This window comes from Calidifontibacillus oryziterrae, from assembly GCF_000331575.1.
In the GTDB taxonomy this organism is placed as follows: domain Bacteria; phylum Bacillota; class Bacilli; order Bacillales; family Bacillaceae_J; genus Calidifontibacillus_A; species Calidifontibacillus_A oryziterrae.
The window spans coordinates 762,289-783,775 of sequence record NZ_KB223527.1 but is presented as its reverse complement, the minus strand read 5'-3'; the positions used below and the strand labels follow the sequence as shown (position 1 = coordinate 783,775).

General features: G+C 35.5%; 23 protein-coding genes. 21 read left to right on the top strand and 2 right to left on the bottom strand.

The window, feature by feature from the left end; genetic code table 11:
• Nucleotides 1–6 precede the first annotated feature (6 nt).
• The 20 genes from floA to D612_RS0112450 all read left to right on the top strand — a co-directional run bounded on the left by floA (nt 7) and on the right by D612_RS0112450 (nt 18,187).
• Entirely contained in the window at nt 7–1,002 is a 996-nt protein-coding gene (gene floA / locus D612_RS0112545) for a flotillin-like protein FloA (RefSeq protein ID WP_017755831.1), read from the top strand.
• Entirely contained in the window at nt 1,002–1,508 is a 507-nt protein-coding gene (locus tag D612_RS0112540) for a hypothetical protein (protein WP_017755830.1), read from the top strand. Before floA ends, D612_RS0112540 begins: the two co-directional genes overlap by 1 nt.
• A gap of 169 nt (nt 1,509–1,677) precedes the next feature.
• Nucleotides 1,678–1,971 (top strand): sporulation protein YqfC, encoded by a 294-nt coding sequence (yqfC, locus tag D612_RS0112535; RefSeq protein WP_026092491.1) that lies wholly within the window; start codon nt 1,678–1,680, stop codon nt 1,969–1,971.
• A 15-nt stretch (nt 1,972–1,986) separates the two neighbouring features.
• Nucleotides 1,987–3,174, top strand: a complete 1,188-nt coding sequence (gene yqfD, locus D612_RS0112530; protein WP_017755828.1) for a sporulation protein YqfD — start codon at nt 1,987–1,989, stop codon at nt 3,172–3,174.
• Between the two features lie 3 nt (nt 3,175–3,177).
• A complete protein-coding gene (locus tag D612_RS0112525) occupies nt 3,178–4,137 on the top strand; it encodes a PhoH family protein (RefSeq protein ID WP_017755827.1) in 960 nt (319 codons plus the stop codon).
• 57 nt (nt 4,138–4,194) lie between these two features.
• Nucleotides 4,195–6,408, top strand: coding sequence for an HD family phosphohydrolase (locus tag D612_RS0112520; RefSeq protein WP_017755826.1), 2,214 nt, complete (start codon nt 4,195–4,197; stop codon nt 6,406–6,408).
• Nucleotides 6,409–6,420: 12 nt separating this feature from the next.
• A complete protein-coding gene (gene ybeY / locus D612_RS0112515; RefSeq protein WP_017755825.1) occupies nt 6,421–6,885 on the top strand; it encodes an rRNA maturation RNase YbeY in 465 nt (154 codons plus the stop codon).
• Nucleotides 6,869–7,270: a diacylglycerol kinase family protein gene (locus D612_RS0112510; RefSeq protein WP_017755824.1), complete on the top strand. Its 402-nt coding sequence runs from the start codon at nt 6,869–6,871 to the stop codon at nt 7,268–7,270. The genes ybeY and D612_RS0112510 overlap by 17 nt, the downstream gene beginning before the upstream one ends.
• A gap of 75 nt (nt 7,271–7,345) precedes the next feature.
• The gene (cdd, locus tag D612_RS0112505; protein WP_017755823.1) at nt 7,346–7,756 is read left to right on the top strand and encodes a cytidine deaminase; all 411 of its coding nucleotides are present in this window, start codon (nt 7,346–7,348) and stop codon (nt 7,754–7,756) included.
• Nucleotides 7,749–8,654, top strand: a complete 906-nt coding sequence (gene era, locus D612_RS0112500; protein WP_017755822.1) for a GTPase Era — start codon at nt 7,749–7,751, stop codon at nt 8,652–8,654. Before cdd ends, era begins: the two co-directional genes overlap by 8 nt.
• 100 nt (nt 8,655–8,754) lie before the next feature.
• Nucleotides 8,755–8,898 carry a YqzL family protein gene (locus D612_RS19085; RefSeq protein WP_017755821.1) on the top strand — a complete coding sequence of 48 codons (144 nt, stop codon included), beginning with the start codon at nt 8,755–8,757 and terminating at the stop codon, nt 8,896–8,898.
• 348 nt (nt 8,899–9,246) lie between these two features.
• Nucleotides 9,247–10,002 (top strand): DNA repair protein RecO, encoded by a 756-nt coding sequence (gene recO, locus D612_RS0112490; protein ID WP_017755820.1) that lies wholly within the window; start codon nt 9,247–9,249, stop codon nt 10,000–10,002.
• A 218-nt stretch (nt 10,003–10,220) separates the two neighbouring features.
• Nucleotides 10,221–10,862 (top strand): helix-turn-helix transcriptional regulator, encoded by a 642-nt coding sequence (locus tag D612_RS0112485; RefSeq protein ID WP_034726330.1) that lies wholly within the window; start codon nt 10,221–10,223, stop codon nt 10,860–10,862.
• 29 nt (nt 10,863–10,891) lie between these two features.
• Nucleotides 10,892–11,707, top strand: a complete 816-nt coding sequence (locus tag D612_RS0112480; RefSeq protein ID WP_017755818.1) for a pyruvate, water dikinase regulatory protein — start codon at nt 10,892–10,894, stop codon at nt 11,705–11,707.
• A gap of 326 nt (nt 11,708–12,033) precedes the next feature.
• The gene (dnaG, locus tag D612_RS0112475; protein ID WP_017755817.1) at nt 12,034–13,845 is read left to right on the top strand and encodes a DNA primase; all 1,812 of its coding nucleotides are present in this window, start codon (nt 12,034–12,036) and stop codon (nt 13,843–13,845) included.
• Between the two features lie 45 nt (nt 13,846–13,890).
• Nucleotides 13,891–15,042: an RNA polymerase sigma factor RpoD gene (gene rpoD, locus D612_RS0112470; protein ID WP_017755816.1), complete on the top strand. Its 1,152-nt coding sequence runs from the start codon at nt 13,891–13,893 to the stop codon at nt 15,040–15,042.
• Between the two features lie 74 nt (nt 15,043–15,116).
• The gene (locus tag D612_RS0112465) at nt 15,117–15,659 is read left to right on the top strand and encodes a hypothetical protein (protein WP_017755815.1); all 543 of its coding nucleotides are present in this window, start codon (nt 15,117–15,119) and stop codon (nt 15,657–15,659) included.
• Nucleotides 15,660–15,823: 164 nt separating this feature from the next.
• Entirely contained in the window at nt 15,824–16,210 is a 387-nt protein-coding gene (locus tag D612_RS0112460) for a c-type cytochrome (RefSeq protein ID WP_017755814.1), read from the top strand.
• A 145-nt stretch (nt 16,211–16,355) separates the two neighbouring features.
• Entirely contained in the window at nt 16,356–17,072 is a 717-nt protein-coding gene (locus D612_RS0112455; protein WP_017755813.1) for a tRNA (adenine(22)-N(1))-methyltransferase, read from the top strand.
• Entirely contained in the window at nt 17,069–18,187 is a 1,119-nt protein-coding gene (locus D612_RS0112450) for a Nif3-like dinuclear metal center hexameric protein (RefSeq protein ID WP_017755812.1), read from the top strand. Before D612_RS0112455 ends, D612_RS0112450 begins: the two co-directional genes overlap by 4 nt.
• A gap of 143 nt (nt 18,188–18,330) precedes the next feature.
• Here D612_RS0112450 and D612_RS0112445 read toward each other — a convergent pair whose 3' ends face one another.
• Together D612_RS0112445 and vrrA are read right to left on the bottom strand one after the other, a co-directional pair.
• Nucleotides 18,331–19,281: a 4-hydroxy-3-methylbut-2-enyl diphosphate reductase gene (locus D612_RS0112445; RefSeq protein WP_017755811.1), complete on the bottom strand. Its 951-nt coding sequence runs from the start codon at nt 19,279–19,281 to the stop codon at nt 18,331–18,333.
• A 103-nt stretch (nt 19,282–19,384) separates the two neighbouring features.
• A complete protein-coding gene (vrrA, locus tag D612_RS18775; RefSeq protein ID WP_017755810.1) occupies nt 19,385–19,951 on the bottom strand; it encodes a VrrA/YqfQ family protein in 567 nt (188 codons plus the stop codon).
• Nucleotides 19,952–20,164: 213 nt separating this feature from the next.
• Here vrrA and D612_RS0112435 point away from each other — a divergent pair, with 213 nt between their 5' ends.
• A complete protein-coding gene (locus D612_RS0112435; RefSeq protein WP_017755809.1) occupies nt 20,165–21,481 on the top strand; it encodes a DEAD/DEAH box helicase in 1,317 nt (438 codons plus the stop codon).
• The last annotated feature ends 6 nt before the right edge of the window (nt 21,482–21,487 follow it).

Here is a 21,487-nt window from a genome sequence, read left to right as displayed (position 1 = left end):
TGGTACATGATTACAGAAGGAACGATATTTTTAATTATTTTAATTGGTTTAATCATAATTGCGTTGTCGATTTTATTTACTTTCGTTCCAGTTATGCTTTGGATTTCTGCATTAGCAGCTGGTGTAAGAGTTAGTATCTTTACGTTAATTGGTATGAGGCTTCGTCGTGTTATTCCGAGTCGAGTGATTAATCCGTTAATTAAAGCAGTAAAAGCAGGGCTTAATCTAAATACAAACCAACTTGAAAGTCATTACTTAGCAGGTGGTAATGTTGACCGTGTTGTTAACGCATTAATAGCTGCTCATCGAGCAAATATTGAATTAAGCTTTGAACGTTGTGCAGCGATCGATCTTGCAGGTCGTGATGTTCTTGAAGCTGTCCAAATGAGTGTAAATCCAAAGGTTATTGAAACACCATTTATTTCAGGCGTCGCAATGGATGGGATTGAAGTGAAGGCGAAGGCTAGAATTACAGTCCGTGCTAATATAGATCGATTAGTCGGCGGTGCCGGTGAAGAAACTGTTATAGCACGTGTTGGCGAAGGAATCGTAAGTACAATCGGTTCGCAAACAGATCACAAAAAAGTATTAGAAAATCCAGACATGATTTCGCAAACAGTTCTTTCAAAAGGATTAGATGCTGGAACAGCGTTTGAAATTTTATCAATTGATATTGCGGATATTGATATTGGTAAAAACATCGGAGCCGGTTTACAAACTGACCAGGCTGAGGCTGATAAAAAAATAGCGCAGGCTAAGGCAGAGGAGCGCCGTGCAATGGCGGTTGCGCAAGAACAAGAAATGAGAGCAAGAGTAGAGGAAATGAAAGCGAAAGTTGTCGAAGCAGAGGCGAAGGTTCCACTTGCGATGGCAGAAGCTCTAAAGTCCGGAAATATTGGCGTGATGGACTACATGAATATTAGAAATATCGATGCAGATACGGATATGAGAAATTCAATTGGTAGATTGTCAAATGACGATGATGGGGACGGAATAAAATAATGGGAATTGACGCTTTGTTCGAATTTATATTCGGAAACTTAGCCTTCATTATTATCGTCATTGGCGGGATAATAAGTTTCTTAAAACGCGCCAATCAAAGTACAGAACAACCAACAAAACCCAAAAAAGAATTTCATCCCAATCTTGACTGGCCAACAATAGAATTTGAACTTCCGAAAGTGGAAAGTGAACAGCAGACGAATAGAAAACAAGAATTGACTACCAATTTTGAGATAACTGAACCTATAGAAGTTGATGTTCAAACAAATCCATACTATGAACAGTTGCGAAAAATGGATGAAAGAAAAAAAGAACAAAAAGAACCTACGAGTCTGAATAGACCAAAGATACAAGAAAAAAAAATAAAAGCACATTCTGTAAACCTTGAGATTAATGCGCACTCCGTGACGAAAAAGAAAGTGATCGATGGTTTAATATGGGGCGAAATACTCGGACCGCCTCGGGCAAGGAAAAAACACACGTACTCATATATGAAAAGAAGCTAAGCGAACTGCTAGCTTCTTTTTTTTGGCTGTCCATATCATTTTCAGCTATTGTCCATCCATTTAATGGAGGGGTCAGGAACCTCTATGGACACCGCCCTGGCACCTTGAAAGTTTATTGTGCTAAAAGCGGGTTTCATTTCATAAACATGAGTTGAAAGGGGGGGCCTTTATTATGAAAAAACTGAGACAACTAATGAAAAGATGGATAACACAAAAAATGGAGCTTCCTCCTGATGTAATGATGGATCTTCCACGAGTTACAATGATCGGACAAATACATATTTATATTGAAAATCACCGCGGTTTACTTCAATTTTCTGATAAGGAGTTACGGTTGCTCTTAAAGCAAGGTCAGTTATTAGTTAAGGGAGAGCAGTTTGTATTGAAAACGATGTTACCTGAGGAAATTTTGCTAGAAGGGAAAATTGATCAAGTTATTTATGTGAATGATTCAGGAAAATAAAGGAAGGGGAAGGAAATGAATAATTTATGGACAAATTACTTTGCAGGATATGTAAAAATAAAAGTAACCGGTAAATTAATCGAACCGTTTTTAAATGAATGTGTACGAGAAAACGTAATAATTTGGAATTTAAAGCGAATTGAAACAAATTCAATTACAGGGTATGTTTTGTTAAATGACGTCCAAAAGATAAGGCGAATAATTCGTAAAAGTGATTGTAAGCTTGAATTTATTGGACGAAAAGGAATGCCTTTTTTGCTAAAGAAGATTACCACTAATAGTGGAGTCGTTATCGGTATAATGTTGGCCTTTTTTTCTATCTTACTTTTATCAAATATGGTATGGGATATCGAAATAACAGGAGCAAATCCAAAGATTGAACATGACATTAGAAAAGAGTTATCTAAAATGGGAATTAAGCAGGGAAAACTTTTGTTTTTATTGCCGGAAAATGACGAAATTCAAAACAAATTAACGGAAGAGCTCCAGTCCGTTACATGGGTCGGTGTTAAATTGAATGGGACGACCTATCATTTAGAGGTAGTCGAGAAGAAGTTAGCAGAAAAACAAGAGTTGTTAAGTCCGAGACATTTAGTAGCTAAGAAAAAAGCTGTAATTTATGATTATTTTGTAGAACAAGGACAACCTATAATTAAAATCAATGATTTTGTAAGGCCTGGTCAAATTATCGTCTCTGGAATTATTGGGAAAGAAAATAATACGGAGATTGTTGCAGCAAAAGGGAAAATATTTGGGGAAATTTGGTACAAGTCTACCATTTCTGTACCACTTCACACCGTGTTTAATGTATATACAGGGGAGCAAAAAAAGAAGCATTATATTGAAGTTTTCGGAATAACCATTCCTGTTTGGGGATTTGAAAAAGTTGATTATAAAAAATTAGTAAATGAAAACTATGAAAAACATATACGCTTCCTTAAATGGGATTTGCCAATATCATATAAGAATAAAATTATTAGAGAACAATACGAATACATCAGGTATTATAATAAAGAGACAGCTGTAGCTGTTGCAAAAAACACTGCCCGCACTGAGCTTAAAGCAAAACTTGATGATGATGCAGTCATAAAGGGAGAAAAAGTTTTGCACCAAGTAGAAGAGAATGGTAAAGTAAAATTAACAATACACTACCAGGTTATTGAAGATATTGCTGAACCACAACCAATTATTCAAGGAGACTAACGGATGCAAGATAATTTAAAAACGATCAACATTCAATTACAGACTTTGAACGAGGCTTTATCATTATTCGGAACAGAAGATCGTAATTTAAAAATGTTGGAGGAAAAATTAAAGCTTTCAATTGTTACTAGAGGTGAATCAGTAAGTGTATCTGGAGAGGAGGAAACTCTTCTACATGCGGAAGCAGTTCTTATGTCTCTATTAAAAGTAATAAGGAAAGGTGCAAGTATTTCTGAACGAGATGTAGTGTATGCTGTTGATCTAGCTCAAAGAGGTATGCTTGATCAATTTGAAGAATTATATGAGCAAGAAATTACGAAAAATGTAAGAGGAAAATCGATTCGTGTAAAGACTTTAGGACAGAGACAATACATTTCTGCCATTAAAAGTAATGACTTAGTATTTGGAATTGGACCTGCTGGTACAGGAAAAACCTATCTCGCAGTTGTCATGGCAGTCGCAGCTTTAAAGGCAGGAACTGTAAAAAGAATTATCTTAACTAGACCAGCAGTTGAAGCTGGGGAAAGCTTAGGTTTCTTGCCAGGAGATTTGAAAGAAAAGGTAGATCCGTACTTACGCCCGTTATACGATGCTCTTCATGACGTTTTGGGATCAGATCAGGTAGCGAGGTTAATTGAACGAGGTACGATCGAAATTGCACCTTTGGCTTATATGCGCGGAAGAACATTGGATGACTCGTTCGTTATTTTGGATGAAGCACAAAATACAACCCCAGAGCAAATGAAGATGTTTTTAACTCGGTTAGGATTTGGTTCGAAAATGGTCATAACAGGAGATATTACTCAAGTAGATTTACCAAAAGGAATCAAATCTGGGCTGAGTGTTGTCGTTAATATATTAAAAAACCTATCAGGTATTTCGTTTATTTTTCTAGAACAATCAGATGTTGTTCGTCACCCGCTCGTACAGAAAATTATTAAAGCATACGAAGAGATGAATTAAGACCCAAAGAGACCATTCGTTTCATTGGGTCTTACTAGTAATAGAGGGGAGACTATAATGAAGAACTTTCGAAATTGGCTTCACAACATTAAAAGCAACAGATTTATCTTGATTGGCTTATTTGTAATGTTAGGTATCGTTTTATACGGTTCGATGTATGACAATGTTAGTCCGGAGAAGCTTGATCTTAAACCTTTTTCAATAGCCAAAAATGATATTCTATCACCAATAACAATTGAAGATATAGAAGCAACTGAAGAGAAGAAACAAGAAGCGGCGCTTGAGGTTGAAGATCAATATGTATTAAAAACAGAATATGCAGTCAATCGTGTTGAGATCATTTCAGCAATTTTTGATGCTGTTAATGAAGTGAATATGCTAGAAAGCGAAGCAAATAAGTTGGAAGATTCAGAAGAGGAATCACCTGAGAATAGAACAGAAGAGCATGTTCAAACTCAGCTTACTGAAACTGGAACAATGACAATCGATAAAAGAATAAATCAATTACGAGAAATGATACCGACAGAACTTCAAGATTTGCTGTCGAGAAACGTGTTGGAGACATTGATAATCTCTTCACCTCAGCAGTTAGATAGTGCTAAAACGACAACGATTACCGCGGTTAAACAAATTATGCAGCAACCTATTAAGGTTGGGGAAGAAGATCAAAAGAAGCAACAAGCATATGAGGAGCTTAAAAACGTTAACCTTCCACAAAATTTACGAAATGCAATGGTTCAATTAGCACAATACGCAATTATTCCTAATTATGTATATGACATGAAGGGTACAGAAGTATTGCGCCAACAGGCTATGGATGAAGTAAATCCTGTGAAAATTCTTGCTGGACAAGTTCTCGTAAGAGAAGGACAAGTTATTGATCGGGACACATTTAAACAGCTAGAGCTTGTTGGATTGTTAAAAGAAGAAGTAAATTATTATATTTTTATTGGTTTGGTAATATTTGTTAGTGTTTTAATTGCTATCATTGCCTATTTCTTTAAAGAATTTGATTTGCAAACCAGTAATCAATCGATTGCCTTTCCGATCTATGTGTTAGTCTTTACATTTACAATTTTATTAATGAAGGGCATAAGTCTATTCCCAATTGTCTCTGAAATAGGATACATTTTTCCAATTGCCATGGCAACGATGTTAATTCGCATCCTTGTGAATGAACGAATTGCGCTTATCTCAAGTGTTATGCTAGCAATATGTGGAAGCATAATATTCAATGGGGATATAATAGGTAAATTTGATTTTTCGATAGGTGTTTATTTTTTACTTAGTGGGATAGGTGGAACAATTTTTCTTAATAAACAGCATCATCGCTCAAACATTTTAAAAGCGGGTTTGTATGTCTCTTTATTAAATATTATTGTTATTACTGCAATATTTATGATGCGTAATGGCAACTATACGAATATTGAGATTGGGACTTATTTATCATTTGCATTTCTGTCGGGTTTTATTTCCGCAGTCTTAACTCTTGGTTTAATGCCTGTATTTGAAACAGGTTTTGGAATGTTATCTACGATGAAGTTAATCGAATTATCGAATCCCAATCATCCACTGCTACGGAAAATTTTGATGGAAACACCCGGTACTTATCATCATAGCGTAATGGTTGCAAACCTTTCAGAGGCAGCTTGTGAGGCTATTGGTGCAAATGGATTATTAGCTAGAGTGGGTGCTTATTATCATGATATTGGTAAAACAAAACGGCCACAATTTTATATTGAAAATCAAATGAATATTGAAAATCCGCATAATAATATATCGCCACAACTAAGTAAAACTATCATTACTGCTCATCCATACGATGGGGCAGAAATGCTTAGACAACATAAGATACCAAAAGAAATAGTCGATATTGCCGAACAGCATCATGGTACGACCCTCTTGAAATATTTTTATTATCAAGCAAAAGAACAGGCTGATAGCGATGTTCTCGAATCAGATTTTAGATATCCTGGTCCTAAAGCAAGTTCAAAGGAATCAGCTATTGTAGGAATAGCAGATAGCGTTGAAGCAGCTGTAAGGTCAATGAAAAATCCAACACCACAGAAGATCGAGAATTTAGTGAGATCGATTGTAACGGAACGGCTTCAGGATGGACAATTTGATGAGTGTGATATAACGATAAAGGAATTAAATTGTGCTGCAAAGTCAATGTGTGAAACTTTGAATGGAATTTTCCACTCAAGAATTGAATATCCAGAAATTGCAAAACCAAAACGTGAGGTAGCTGAAAAAGCGTTAGTTAAGTGAAGGTGAAAAGGTATGATTATTGATTTCATTGATGAGCTAGAAATGGTTGATCAAGCTGCAAAGGTTGAAATAGAAAAGCTATTGGATTTCGCAGCAAAGCACGAAAATATTGCTGAGGATGCTGAGTTATCTGTTACATTTGTTGATGACGGAGAAATACAAGAAATTAATAGAACTTATCGAGGTAAGGACAAGCCTACTGATGTCATTTCGTTTGCAATGGAGGAGTTAGGTGATGGCGAAGTCGCATTAGTAGGTGATGACTTACCAATCATCTTAGGTGACATCATTATTTCGATTCCTAGGGCAATTGAACAAGCGGAACTATATTCACATAGCTTTTTGCGGGAGTTAGGTTTTTTATGTATTCATGGATTTCTACATTTGTTAGGATATGACCATCAAACAGAGGAAGATGAGAAAATTATGTTTAATAAACAAAAGGAATTGTTAGATCAATATGGACTTCATCGCTAAAGAAATAAAAAGGTTATTCCAAAGTTTTAAGTATGCATTTGAAGGATTGAAGAATGTAGTGGAAAGTGAACGAAATATGCAGATACATTTGGCGATCGCATGTATCGTTCTTTTTTTAGGTTATATTTTCTCAATATCAAAGGTTGAATGGATCATTATTGTTCTCTGTATCGGAATTGTTTTTTGCTTAGAAATTATAAATTCAGCAATAGAACGAACCGTTGATTTAGTAACAGAAGAATATAAACCTTTAGCAAAACAAGCAAAAGACTTTGCAGCAGCGGCTGTTTTTGTTTTTGCAATTATATCTGTTATTATTGGTGTAGTAATATTTCTAATGCCTTTGTTGAGATTTTTGAATCTTCTGTTAATTGTTACTTTTTGATTACGATTTTGAACATTTAATGAAAATGAATACAATTTGATGTAAAATTAAAGGTACTTGAAAGGAAAAATGAAAATGGTAAAAGAGTTAAATTTAAAGGCTTTAACAGAACATGCAAAAAAAGCAAGGGATTTAGCGTATGTTCCATATTCGAAATTTAAGGTGGGAGCTGCACTATTGACTGAATCAAACCAAGTATTTACTGGTTGTAATATCGAAAACGCTGCTTACAGTTTATGCAATTGTGCTGAACGAACGGCTTTGTTTAAGGCATACTCTGATGGAGAGACAGTCTATAAAGCGATGGTTGTTATTGCAGACACTGAACGTCCTGTTTCACCATGTGGAGCTTGTCGCCAAGTAATGTCTGAGCTTTGTTTGCCAACAATGCCCGTCTATTTAACAAATTTAAAAGGCAATGTGTATGAAACAACTGTTCAAGAATTATTACCAGGAGCCTTTGCAGCGGAGGACTTAAATGAATAACAATGAATATAAATCAGGGTTTGTATGTATCATAGGTAGACCGAATGTGGGGAAATCTACCTTTCTTAATAAAGTCATCGGGCAAAAAATAGCGATTATGAGTGATAAACCTCAAACAACAAGAAATAAAATCCAAGGCGTTTATACGACAAATCAAAGTCAAATTATTTTTATTGATACACCAGGTATTCATAAACCAAAGCATAAACTTGGCGATTTCATGATGAAGGTTGCACAAAATACACTAAACGAAGTCGACTTAATTTTATTTATGGTCAATGCGGAGGAAGGGTTTGGAAAAGGTGATCAGTTTATTATAGATCGTTTGAAGCAAACGAAGCAGCCTGTCTTTCTTGTTGTTAATAAAATTGATAAAGTACATCCGGATTCGCTATTACAGATTATTGGCGAGTATAAGGAATTGTATCCTTTTAAAGAAATCGTGCCTATTTCAGCTCTAGAAGGAAATAATGTATCAACGTTACTACAACAAATTGAAAAATATATGCCCTCTGGGCCGCAATACTATCCAGCGGATCAAGTTACTGATCACCCTGAACGCTTTATTATTACTGAATTAATCCGCGAAAAGGTTTTACATTTAACTAGGGAAGAAATTCCACATTCTATCGCTGTAGTCATGGACTCCTTGGAAAGAAGGGACAATGACACGATCTATGTGGCGGCAACAATTATAGTTGAGCGTGATTCACAGAAAGGAATTGTAATTGGGAAGCAAGGGAAGCTGCTTAAGGAAGTAGGGAGATTGGCAAGACTTGATATTGAATCTTTATTAGGGTCTAAGGTATTCCTTGAATTGTGGGTTAAGGTTCAGAAGGATTGGCGTAATCGAGCATCACAGCTCAGAGATTTTGGTTTTAGAGAAGATGAATATTAAATGACAATTTTTATCCAACATGAAATGAATGAGGAAGGGTCAAGCTAAATGTAGGGAGTGTTAATAAACTAGTTTTTAAAAATGAAAGGTGGGGTTTCTTGTGGTAGATTTAACCTGGAAAATCTTTAGTCAAACTGGAAACTTGGAAACATATCTGCTTATGAAAGAGATTGAACGGGAACGCCAAGAAACTGCTAAAAAGGATTTTAACGAGCTAGTCGAAATAGAATCTCCTTTATCTTGAACCTTATACTTTTTGTACTTATTTAAAAAAATTATACAAATGGCGCCAGTGGATAAGGATTGCAAAGAAAGTATTAATCCAGATCCATCGCTCTAGCCTAAGAAAAGCTACAGAAGCTAAGCGTCTTAGACGTGCGCCTTTTGTTCAAAGATAAGAAAGTATATAATTTTGCTCTTTGGAATCCAGCACGAGCGCCCAGCGACTAGTAAACTTCGCTCATCTCTTTTGCGATAAGTCAACATCGACTCGTCCCTCGACGTGTTTTGTTTATCTCAGTCGATGCGCTCTTAGTTTATACGTCGCTAATCAGGGCGCCTATTGCCTTTTTTATTGGATGGTGTTTTTAAAATGCTACAAAAAGTTGAAGGTATTGTAATAAGAACAAATGACTACGGTGAAACGAATAAAATTGTGACGCTGTTTACAAGAGAAATGGGTAAAATTGCTGTAATTGCGAGGGGAGCTAAAAAGCCGAAAAGCCGGTTCACGTCGATTTCACAAGTTTTCGTACATGGATATTATCTTGTTCAAATTAGTTCTGGGTTAGGAACCTTGCAGCAAGGTGAAATCATTTCCTCCTTTAGAGGAATACGTGAAGACTTATATCAAGCTGCTTATGCAGCTAATGTTATAGAGCTTACAGATAAATTAACGGATAATAAAACAACGAATCCTTACTTATTTGAGGTTCTTTATCAAACCTTAAACTATATGAATGAAGGAATTGATCCGGAAATTTTATTATATATTTTTGAAACGAAAATGCTTACTTTAGCCGGGATTCGACCAAAACTAGACGGTTGTGTATTATGTTCAAGCAATGAAGGGGAATTCGCCTTCTCAATAAGGGAAGGCGGTTTTCTTTGTCATCGTTGTGTTTATAAAGATACTACTATAATTACTATTTCCCAAGCTACGATTAAGCTTCTTCGCCTTTTTTATTATTTTGATTTACATCGCTTAGGTAAAGTATCCGTTAGTGAACACACAAAAAAAGAGATTAAATTAATTATTGGGTCGTTGTATGATGAATACTCAGGGCTTCATTTGAAATCAAAACGATTTATTGACCAACTCCACCATCTTGATGATTTTAAAATTTAATATATACTATTTCGATAATATATTTAAATATTGTAACATACTTTTTTGATAGGATTATTTAAGCTATAATATATATATCAATAGGATGTGTTAATTATTACGCTTTTTTACGGAACCGGGTTTAATAAATATAGCTTATGAGTTTTCACTGACAAAAGCTTTGCTTGTTCTGTAAATAAGTTTGATGATTGCTATGTTTTGTGCTTTTATGATCCAAGGTGGTGAGTACGATCGAACTTAATAAAAGACAAGAAAGAATCTTACAGATTGTAAAGGATAATGGCCCAATTACTGGCGAGAATATTGCTGATCAATTAAATTTAACGAGAGCAACTCTCAGACCTGATTTAGCAATTCTGACTATGGCAGGCTATCTTGAGGCTCGTCCTCGTGTTGGTTATTTTTACTCTGGGAAGACAGGCTCTCAATTGTTAACAGAAAAGGTAAAAAAACTACAGGTTTTTGATTATCAATCCATACCAGTTGTTGTCGATGAAAGTGTTTCCGTTTATGATGCTATTTGTACAATGTTTCTTGAAGATGTAGGGACGTTATTTGTTGTTGACAAGAAGTCACTTTTAGTTGGTGTATTGTCAAGAAAAGATCTATTAAGAGCAAGTATTGGTCAGCGGGATCTAGAAGCTATACCAGTAAATATCATTATGACAAGAATGCCAAATATCACCTTTTGTTTTAAAGATGATTTAATTATTGACGTTGCAGGGAAAATTATTGAAAAGCAAATCGATGCTGTTCCTGTTGTTAGAGAAGTAGGGAATGGTTATGAAGTGATTGGACGATTAACAAAGACAAATATGACAAAAGTACTTATTGACATTGCAAAGGATGAAGTAATTTAATAATGACCTAAAGAAGGGAATGGGGGAATTTGGACAAGGCCATCGTTTATGTTGTTTCCGACTCAGTTGGCGAAACAGCGGAACTTGTTGTTAAAGCGGCTGCTAGTCAGTTTCAATCATTTGAAATTAACATAAAGCGTGTACCTTATGTTGAAGATACGGGCACATTGACAGAAGTGATAACTTTAGCCCAAGAGAATCAAGCAATTATTGCATTTACTTTAGTAGTTCCTGAAATGCGTGATTTTTTAACATCTGAAGCAGAGAAAGCAGGGGTACCTATTATTGATATAATTGGGCCAATGGTGAATCAGATGAAACAAAGCTACAAAAAGCATCCGCGTGAGGAGCCGGGGCGAGTGCGACAACTTGATGAAGATTATTTTAGAAAAGTTGAAGCAATTGAATTTGCAGTTAAATATGATGACGGCAGAGATCCGAGGGGGATATTAAAAGCCGATATCGTCCTTATAGGGGTATCACGGACTTCAAAAACACCACTTTCCCAATATTTAGCCCACAAGCGGTTGAAAGTTGCGAATGTCCCGATTGTGCCTGAAGTTGAACCACCAGAGGAGCTGTTTCAAGTACCAGCGAATCGTTGCTTTGCTTTGAAAATTACTCCGGAAAAACTGAATAACATTCGGAAAGAGAGATTAAAATCGTTAGGGTTAAGCGACAATGCAAGCTATGCTAACGTTGAGAGAATAAAGGAAGAGTTAGACTATTTTAATGAATTAGTTGAAAAAATTGGCTGTGAGGTTATTGATGTTTCAAATAAGGCAGTTGAAGAAACGGCTAATGTCATTCTAGGAATTTATACAAATAAACCACATCGGAAATAAATCTTCACTTTTTAAGTGAAGATTTTAATTTTTATGTAGAAAAAAAAATAATATTATATTATAATAAAAATTTGTGATTAAAATAAAATTATTGGTTTATACTTGACAAATAAAGAATACACTATACAAGTAAGCAAATGAGCAATTATGAAGGAATAAAATAATAAAACATTTGTTTTGTAGAAGGAATCCTCGCTGTAATGTAGAATAACAAAATATGACTTAAATTATTACAAAATTCTTTAAAAAATATTGTCGAAATTTGAAGGAAAATTAGCTGGGAAACTAGAATATTTAATGACAGTAGAAAACATGGTGATGTTAGAATGGGAAAAAGAATTCCCGAAGAAACCATAGAACAAATTAGACAGCAAGCTGATATTGTTGAGGTCGTTAGTGAATATGTGCAATTAAAAAAACAAGGGCGTAATTATTTTGGCTTATGTCCTTTCCATGGTGAAAAGACCCCATCCTTTTCAGTTTCATCTGAAAATCAATTTTACCATTGCTTTGGCTGTGGAGCAGGTGGGAACGTTTTTTCATTTATAATGGAGATCGAAAAGTGCAGCTTTGCTGACGCTGCGGCAATTTTAGCTGAGAAACTACATATAGAACTTCCAATAAATAAAGAAGATGATTTTCCTACAGATATCTCGAAAAACTATGCAAATATTTTTCGTGCCCATGACCTACTACAAAAATTTTATCATCATATTTTGGTGAATACAAAAGAAGGAAGTGAAGCTTTACAGTATTTACAAAATAGAGGATTTACTGAGGAATCAATTAGTAAATTTCAAATAGGATTTGCCCCTGACTCGTGGGATCGTGCGACAAGGTTCTTAGATAAAAGAGGTTTTAACCTTCACGAAATGTTTCAATCGGGTTTAGTAAGCAGAAGGGATAGTGATGGTAATTTTTTCGATCGCTTTCGTAATCGCATCATGTTTCCTATCTGGGATCATCAAGGACGTACGATTGCTTTTGGTGGAAGAATCATTAATGAAGGCGAACCTAAATACTTAAATAGCCCTGAAACAAAGATATTTACTAAAAGTAAAACATTGTATGGGTTTCACCTAGCAAGGCCCGAAATTCGCAAAAACCAGCAGGTTATTTTATTTGAGGGGTATATAGACGTAATTTCTGCATGGCGGGCAGGTGTGCAAAACGGAATAGCAACACTTGGTACATCACTAACAGAAGATCAGGCAAAAATAATTCGTAGAAATTCAGATAATGTGGTAATTTGTTATGATGCAGATTCTGCAGGGATAAACGCAGCGTACCGTGCAGCGATAATTTTATCTAACGCAGGTTGCCATGTGAAAGTCGCTAGAATGCCTGAAGGATACGATCCTGATGATTATATTCGTGCTTATGGAAATGAAAGTTTTGTTACAAACGTAATTGGGTCCAGCACTACATTTATGGCTTTTAAAATGGAATATTTAAGAAGAGGGAAAAATCTTCAAGATGAGGGACAATTTATTTCATATATTGAAGAAATATTGAAAGAAATATCATTGTTACCGAATGCTGTAGAAAGAGATCATTATTTACGACAGATAGCTGATGAGTTCTCTATATCTATGGATGCGCTAAAGAGTCAGCAATACGATATTTTACGAAGATTGAGAAAAAACAAGGATATTTCAACTTTTAATCGAAATAATAATAGCAACAGTAATCGATTTATTCTTAAAAAAAAACTATTACCTGCGTTTCATAATGCAGAACGCATTTTACTTGCACACATGTTAAGGAATAAGGAGATCGCTTATGTAATCAAAGACCAAATTGGCTGTTCCTTTAATATTGATTACCATAATGCAATTGCACTTTTTATTTATGCTTATTATGAAGAAGGCAATTCTCCAAATATAGGTGCATTTCTCCAACGATTAGATGATGAACAATTAACGAGAATCGTTTCTGAAATAGCCATGTTGGATATAAATATTAATATTAGTGAAGAGGAACTTTCAGATTATGTTAAACAAGTGTTGAATCATCCAAAATGGTTAAAAATAAAAGAGATCGAACATGAAAAATTAGAAGCGGAAAAACATCAGGATTTTATAAAAGCAGCCCAAATTGCAATGGAAATTATCCAGATGAAAAAAGAACTTAAATAGCTTGTTTTTATTATGTTGGAAGGAATCTTGGAAGGAGGGGATTCAATGGCTGAAAAAGGAGCTCGTTCAAAGGATATTGAATTAGAACTGACTCTTGACCAAGTAAAAGAGCAGATTGTAGTACAAGGGAAAAAACGTGGTCTTATTACGTATGATGAGATTGCTGAACGTTTAGCAGCTTTTGAGCTTGATTCAGACCAGATGGATGAATTTTATGAATACCTTACAGATAAAGGTATTGATATAATTGGACAGTCAGATGAAGTAGATCAAGATGATAATGAAGAAGATGACGATGATCCTAGTTTTAACCAGTTAGAAAAGGAAGAAGAGTTTGATTTAAACGATCTTACCGTACCACCAGGAATCAAAATAAACGATCCTGTGAGGATGTATTTAAAAGAAATTGGACGAGTTGATCTACTATCTGCTGAGGAAGAAATTGAATTAGCTGGCCGAATTGAGCAAGGTGATGAAGAAGCTAAGCGAAGACTTGCAGAGGCGAATTTACGGCTTGTTGTAAGTATTGCTAAAAGATATGTTGGCAGAGGTATGTTATTTCTCGATTTAATTCAAGAAGGAAACATGGGCTTAATTAAAGCGGTTGAGAAATTTGATTATAGGAAAGGTTTTAAATTTAGTACGTATGCTACTTGGTGGATTCGTCAGGCTATCACACGTGCTATTGCTGACCAAGCTAGAACCATTCGAATTCCAGTTCATATGGTTGAGACAATTAATAAATTGATACGAGTTCAAAGACAATTATTGCAGGACTTAGGGCGCGATCCAACTCCAGAGGAAATCGGTGAAGAAATGGATCTAACTCCTGAAAAGGTTCGGGAAATTTTAAAAATTGCTCAAGAACCTGTTTCGTTAGAAACGCCTATCGGTGAAGAAGATGATTCACATTTAGGTGATTTCATTGAAGATCAAGAAGCTCAATCTCCTTCGGACGCGGCTGCATACGAATTGTTAAAGGAACAACTTGAAGATGTATTAGATACTTTAACAGACCGTGAAGAAAATGTACTTCGACTTCGTTTTGGCCTAGACGATGGAAGAACGAGGACACTTGAAGAAGTAGGTAAAGTATTTGGTGTCACCCGTGAACGAATTCGCCAAATCGAAGCAAAAGCTTTAAGAAAGCTTCGTCATCCAAGTAGAAGTAAACGTCTAAAGGACTTTCTAGAATAAATAATTGCCACTTAAATAGTTTACTTCATGTATAATGGAGTAAACTATTTTATTTTGGGGTGCGCACAAAAATTATGGACAAAGAACGTAAAGAAACTGTTCTTAAGGAAATAAAATATTGGAAAGACCATCGTCTTTTACCAGAGCATTATTGTGATTTTTTAATATCCTTATATACAGAAGGGTCTGCCACAGAACAAGAAGCTTTTGAGAGAAATTCATTTTCATTTAAAAGGCTGTTTTCAAACATATTTTTACTGTATCTAGTGTTGCAACTGCCATTAACTTATGTTGTTATTTATTTTACTGAAATGTCGTTTCATTTGCAAATTGGCCTATTCACAATTTTTGTCTTAGTATGCTCAGGTAGTACTTACTATTTTTATCAAAAAAGCAGCTTTTTTCTTCACATCTCGATAGTAATTGGAGCTTTAATTTTATTTTTAGCATCTGTCCATGTTGTTTCGAGTTTGTTTTCAGTTGATTTTGCATTAATCATTATTATTTTAACAAATTGTTTTATGTGGATTGGGATTGGCTATATTTTGCGACTAAAATATTTGATCATTTCTGGAATTGCTGGTGCAATTATTTTAATAACATACATTTTTTTATAGTTATATAGGAATCCGTCATGTATTAACAATAAAAGACCGTTGGAAAACTAAAAAAATATTCAGAACTTGTCGAGAACCCCTTTTCTGAATTTGATATTTCAAGTAGAATAGATAGTGTTGTACTAAACAGGCTATTATGATTTTATACATAAGGAGGAAAAAAAATGAATCGCAATCCATTAATACCATTTGCGATTATTGCTGTAATTGCTATAATTGCTACAATCGGTATGTCTTACTATGGTTTAAACAATGCAGATAAGCTGCTAGCAGCTATGGAAGCAGGTGAAACTGAAACTGCAGAAACAGATACAGCTGCTGCTGATGACCCAGAAGGGTTGTACAAAGTAAACTGTGCTGCATGTCATGGTCAAAACCTTGAAGGTGGAGTTGGATTACCATTAGATACGATTGGCTCGAAGCTTTCTGCTGAAGAAATTGCTAATATCATTACTAATGGTCAAGTTGGCGACAGTATAATGCCACCAATGCCACAAGTTGATGATGCAACAAAAGAACAAATTTCTACATGGTTAGCTGAAAAGAAATAATCAGTAATTATTAAAGCTTTCTATCTAAAAGATAGAGAGCTTTTTTCATACGATGCTAGTATAGGTATAAAGAGAAAGTTGCAAGATTATAACTGAATGATTAAGATAATAAAAAGACTTTTAAGAAAGATGAACGGTGAATATAATGAATGAGTTATTATTATCGAAAAGGTTGTTGACCGTTGCAAATGAAATCCCGATAGGTTCCAAAATTGCCGATATCGGTTCTGATCATGCCTATCTTCCTTGCTATGCTGTACTGAATGGGATTGTTTCATCTGCAATTGCTGGAGAAGTAAACGAAGGGCCGTTTCAATCTGCGCAAAAACAGGTTAACAAACTAAATTTACAGGGATATATTGATGTTAGAAAAGGGAATGGGTTAGAAGTAATAAATCCTGAAGATGTAAATGTAATAACGATTGCCGGGATGGGTGGGCAATTAATATGTGAAATATTGGAGGAAGGAAAAGATAAGTTAACAAAAGTAAATAGGTTAATTTTGCAGCCAAATGTTGCTGCAAGTAATGTAAGAAAATGGTTGATTGAGAATGATTGGGAGCTAATTAATGAGCAAATTCTTGAAGAAGATGGTAAAATTTACGAAGTTTTAACAGCCGAACGTGGAATTCCGGATAATCCTTATAGGGATGTGCAGAAAAAAGCAGCGGCGATTTTACTCGGCCCTTTTTTAATGAAAACTAATAACGCTGCATTTAAAAAGAAGTGGTCTCTTGAACTTTCTAATTGGAAAAAAATTTTAAAACAACTAGAACAAGCTACCGTTACTGAGGAATTAGTAACTAAGAGAAAAGAAATAGAAGAAAATATTCGGATGGTTGAGGAGGTTTTCAAGCAATGAGTTTTGCAAACGGCCAAGAAATTATTCAAGCTTTTGAAAAGCTTGCACCTAAATCGTTAGCAATGGATGGTGATAAAATCGGTTTGCAGCTAGGTACTTTAAATAAGCCGATAAAAAAAATCATGGTAACACTTGATGTGCTAGAAACTGTCATCGATGAGGCAATTGAAAATAATGTTGACTTAATTATTGCTCATCACCCTGTCATTTATAATCCCCTAAAGACGATTGTAACAGACAATCCAGCTGGACGTATTGTCGAAAAGTGTTTAAAACATAATATTGCGGTTTATGCAGCTCACACGAACTTAGATGTAGCGATTGGTGGTGTAAACGATTTATTAGCGTCAGCATTAAACTTACAAAATGTAGAGGTGCTAGTACCTACGTATGAGGATCAGTTGAAAAAGCTTGTTGTGTTTGTTCCTGAGGACTATGCTGATCAAGTAAGAGATGCTATCTCTGCTGCTGGTGCAGGTCATATTGGCAACTATAGCCATTGCACATACAATTTGGATGGAGTTGGTACGTTTCTACCATTAGACGGAACAAATCCATATATAGGTAAAAAAGGAAGGCTTGAGAAGGTAAATGAGGTTAGAATTGAAACGATTTTACCTAACTCCATTCAAACAAAAGTTGTGCGGGCCATCCTCAATACACACCCTTATGAAGAACCGGCATATGATATTTATCCCCTTGAAAATAAAGGAGAATTGTTAGGCTTAGGAAGGATTGGCTATTTACCCGAAGAAATGACGTTACGGCATTTTGCAAGCTATGTTAAGAAGTCGCTTGATGTCCAAGGTGTAAGAGTGGTCGGAGACTTGGATTCGAACATTCGTAAAGTAGCTGTTTTAGGTGGGGACGGCAATAAATATTGGTCAAAAGCGAAATTTAAAGGAGCAGATGTTTATGTAACAGGTGATATTTATTATCATGTTGCTCACGATGCAATGATGGCGGGGCTTAAAATGGTTGATCCAGGTCACAATGTCGAGAAGGTTATGAAAAAGGGTGTCGAGAGATATTTACAAGACTTTTTAGCAGAAAAGAAATTTGAGACAAAAGTGATTTGCTCTAGTGTCAACACCGATCCGTTTCAATTTCTATAAAAAGGGATGGCAGGCAGTGTTAAAACAATGTTAATATTTATTATTGAAAAAATGCGGGATCGATTCATATCCGAAAAGATGAGATTGCAACGCAATCAAAGCTTTTGTTCAGAAAATCGGTCCCGCTTCTTTTTTGAATCATTTTATTTTGTTGTTTTAATTTTCGGTAAGATTTTATTGAGTGGTACGCTTCGTTTTATCTCCCATGTTGATCGATCATTTGGATCAAATTGTTCCAAATATGCGATCACTTCTTTTGTTATTGGCGTTGGTGTCGAAGCGCCTGCGGTAACAGCAACCTTGTGAATTGACAGCAACCAATTAATATCAATTTCAGAAACGTCAGCAATACGATATGCTTTTGTACCAGCTATTTCTTCCGATACTTGTGCCAGTCTGTTCGAGTTATTACTGCGCGGATCACCAACAACAATTGTTAAATCAGCTTGTTTTGCCTGTTCAGCAACGGCTTCCTGACGGACTTGTGTTGCCATACAAATTTCTTTATGAACCTCAGCATGAGGATATTTCTCTTTTACTTTTTTTATAATATCAAGCACATCCCACTGGCTCATTGTCGTTTGGTTTGTAATAATGATTTTATCGGCTTGGAGATTTAATTGCTCAATATCTTCTTCGTTTTCAATTAAATGGACAATTTCCGGAGCAATGCCGACCGCTCCTTCTGGCTCTGGATGTCCTTTTTTACCAATATAAATAACATGATATCCTTTTTCTTTAACGTTTCTAATTAGATCATGTGTCCTTGTTACATCAGGGCAGGTTGCATCTAGCACAGTAAGACCACGTTCTTTTGCGATTGATTTTACTTCAGGTGATATGCCGTGGGCAGTAAAAATAATTGTACCTACTGTGATTTCTTCCAATAATTCCTTTCGAGTTTTTCCTTTAGCATCTAAGGTAATGATTCCTTCTTTTTCAAATGCATCAGTCACATGCTTATTATGAACAATCATTCCTAATATATAAATTGGCCTTGGCAGAGTTTTATCTAGAGCTGCATTTTGTGCAATCACCATAGCATCTACTACACCATGGCAATAGCCTCTTGGTGCAATTTTTATAACTTCCATCCTAAAGCTCCTCCTCATCTTCATTGTCCAGTCCGTGTGTTGCTGAACGGGTGCTTCGATTTTATTATAAGGGAGAGCTATAGGAAATACAAAGAATGATTCATTAAATATAAAGCTTTGGTCTTGATTGTCCTTGATTTGTTTGAACTGCTTCATTCTCAGTTTCTGCAAAATTTGGAATGTCCTTTAGATCCTTAGCGCCTTTGTCTGTACTAGCTTCCTGTTCGGTAGTATCAGCAGAGTCCATGCTATTTAGCTCTTTCATAATTTTTAACATAGCGGGCATATTTTTGATGAAGGGTCCATATTGCTGAACCAATGGCCCGAATTGCTGGACTAGACCAATCGTTTTTTGGACGTTGTTTAACATTCCAGAGATACCATTGACCATATTAGGTAATCCTGTTTGTCCTACGTTAGCAAATGAATTGCCAAAGCCGGCATACATATTAGGTGCAAACATCCCTCTCGCTCCTAAAGGGGTAGGGAAATTCATACGATTAAATGGTGCTCCGTTTGCCCCACTACCATTACCGAATAATCTTGATATGAATCTACCGATACCTCTAGATCCAAAGTTACTTTGCATTGGTTGGCGATATTGCATAAAAGTTGCAGGATTTTGGAAAGGTACTTGAGGTGGGAATCGTGGTGTCCGATATTGGTACATGTTAAAACCTCCTTTCAGAAACAAATTTGAAACCGCTAACTGAAGTTGACTTCATGATAAAATATGCTAATAAAATCATGAAGTGTTATGAAATAGGGAGAATGGGTATTCACCTATTAATCGATTATTTGTGTCTTTCATTTGTTTACCTTATACTATGAAATATGTATATGAATGAAGAAAAGGAAATTGAAATACAAGGGGATTTATCATATGAGCAAAATAAAATTTAACAAATTTGGTTTTAAAGCATTTATTTTAGAGGCTATCGATCATTTAGGTTTTTATGAACCAACTGAAATTCAGGAACGAATTATCCCAACGATTCAAAATGGCCAAAGTGCAATTGGCCAATCACAAACTGGTACCGGGAAAACACATGCCTATTTATTGCCAGTTGTAAATAATATCAATCCGACTAAAGAACAAGTACAGGTGGTCATTACCGCGCCGACTAGAGAGTTAGCGACGCAAATCTTTGAGGAAGTTCTGAAGCTCATAGAATTTGCGCCAAGAGATGAGTCGATTACGGCGAAATTGTTTATTGGTGGAACTGACAAACAGCGGACTATTGAAAAACTAAAGGTACAGCCGCAAATAGTAGTTGGCACACCTGGTCGAATTAACGATTTAGTAAAGGAACAAGCTTTATTTGTCCACACTACGAAAACGCTTATCGTAGATGAAGCAGACTTAATGCTTGATATGGGATTTATTCAAGAAGTCGATCAAATTGCAGGGAGGATGGGACAAGATTTACAAATTCTTGTTTTTTCGGCAACAATACCTGAGAAGCTAAAGCCGTTTTTGAAAAAATATTTAGAAAACCCTACATTTACTCATGTTGCTCCTAAACAAATCGCAGCAGAAAAAATTCAACATTTGTTAATACCTTTACGACATCGGAATAAGGTCACGATCGTGTTTGAATTAGCTCGTTATTTTAACCCTTACATAGCGTTAATATTTACAAATACGAAAAAGATGGCTGATGAAGTTGCCGATGGCTTACTTGAAAAAGGGTTAAAGGTTGGGCGAATTCATGGAGATTTAACACCAAGAGAAAGAAAACAAATGATGAAGCGAATTCGAGACTTGGAATATCAATATATTGTTGCTACAGATTTGGCTGCTAGAGGAATTGATATAGAAGGTGTAAGTCATGTTATAAATTACGAATTACCTGCCGATTTAGACTTTTATGTACATCGGGTTGGAAGAACAGCAAGAGCAGGATACTCAGGAGTTGCTGTAACAATCTATGAACTTCGTGATCAGGATTCGTTAGATCGTTTAGAGAAAATGGGGATACAATTTCAACATGGCGACTTAAGGAATGAAGAATGGATTGATTTAGGTGCCCGCGAAAAAAGAAAGGAAAGAAAAAGCGAGCAACAGGAACTTGAAAAGGTAGCAGGTAAAATCATTCGCAAACAAAAACAGGTAAAACCTGGTTATAAAAAGAAAAGAAAACAGGAAATTGACAAGTATGTAAAGAAGCAAAGAAGGAAAATGAATCGGGAAAAGTAAAATTAG

Bases quoted from the DNA above. Each gene is read 5' to 3' on its own strand.
- D612_RS0112510 (WP_017755824.1), top strand. From the start codon at position 6,869: ATGGACTTCATCGCTAAAGAAATAAAAAGGTTATTCCAAAGTTTTAAG.
- era (WP_017755822.1), top strand. From the start codon at position 7,749: ATGAATAACAATGAATATAAATCAGGGTTTGTATGTATCATAGGTAGA.
- D612_RS0112520 (WP_017755826.1), top strand. From the start codon at position 4,195: ATGAAGAACTTTCGAAATTGGCTTCACAACATTAAAAGCAACAGATTT.
- D612_RS0112465 (WP_017755815.1), top strand. From the start codon at position 15,117: ATGGACAAAGAACGTAAAGAAACTGTTCTTAAGGAAATAAAATATTGG.
- D612_RS0112445 (WP_017755811.1), bottom strand. From the start codon at position 19,281: ATGGAAGTTATAAAAATTGCACCAAGAGGCTATTGCCATGGTGTAGTA.
- D612_RS0112455 (WP_017755813.1), top strand. From the start codon at position 16,356: ATGAATGAGTTATTATTATCGAAAAGGTTGTTGACCGTTGCAAATGAA.
- recO (WP_017755820.1), top strand. From the start codon at position 9,247: ATGCTACAAAAAGTTGAAGGTATTGTAATAAGAACAAATGACTACGGT.
- vrrA (WP_017755810.1), bottom strand. From the start codon at position 19,951: ATGTACCAATATCGGACACCACGATTCCCACCTCAAGTACCTTTCCAA.
- ybeY (WP_017755825.1), top strand. From the start codon at position 6,421: ATGATTATTGATTTCATTGATGAGCTAGAAATGGTTGATCAAGCTGCA.
- floA (WP_017755831.1), top strand. From the start codon at position 7: ATGATTACAGAAGGAACGATATTTTTAATTATTTTAATTGGTTTAATC.
- D612_RS0112525 (WP_017755827.1), top strand. From the start codon at position 3,178: ATGCAAGATAATTTAAAAACGATCAACATTCAATTACAGACTTTGAAC.
- D612_RS0112435 (WP_017755809.1), top strand. From the start codon at position 20,165: ATGAGCAAAATAAAATTTAACAAATTTGGTTTTAAAGCATTTATTTTA.
- D612_RS0112540 (WP_017755830.1), top strand. From the start codon at position 1,002: ATGGGAATTGACGCTTTGTTCGAATTTATATTCGGAAACTTAGCCTTC.
- yqfD (WP_017755828.1), top strand. From the start codon at position 1,987: ATGAATAATTTATGGACAAATTACTTTGCAGGATATGTAAAAATAAAA.
- dnaG (WP_017755817.1), top strand. From the start codon at position 12,034: ATGGGAAAAAGAATTCCCGAAGAAACCATAGAACAAATTAGACAGCAA.
- D612_RS0112450 (WP_017755812.1), top strand. From the start codon at position 17,069: ATGAGTTTTGCAAACGGCCAAGAAATTATTCAAGCTTTTGAAAAGCTT.
- cdd (WP_017755823.1), top strand. From the start codon at position 7,346: ATGGTAAAAGAGTTAAATTTAAAGGCTTTAACAGAACATGCAAAAAAA.
- D612_RS0112460 (WP_017755814.1), top strand. From the start codon at position 15,824: ATGAATCGCAATCCATTAATACCATTTGCGATTATTGCTGTAATTGCT.
- rpoD (WP_017755816.1), top strand. From the start codon at position 13,891: ATGGCTGAAAAAGGAGCTCGTTCAAAGGATATTGAATTAGAACTGACT.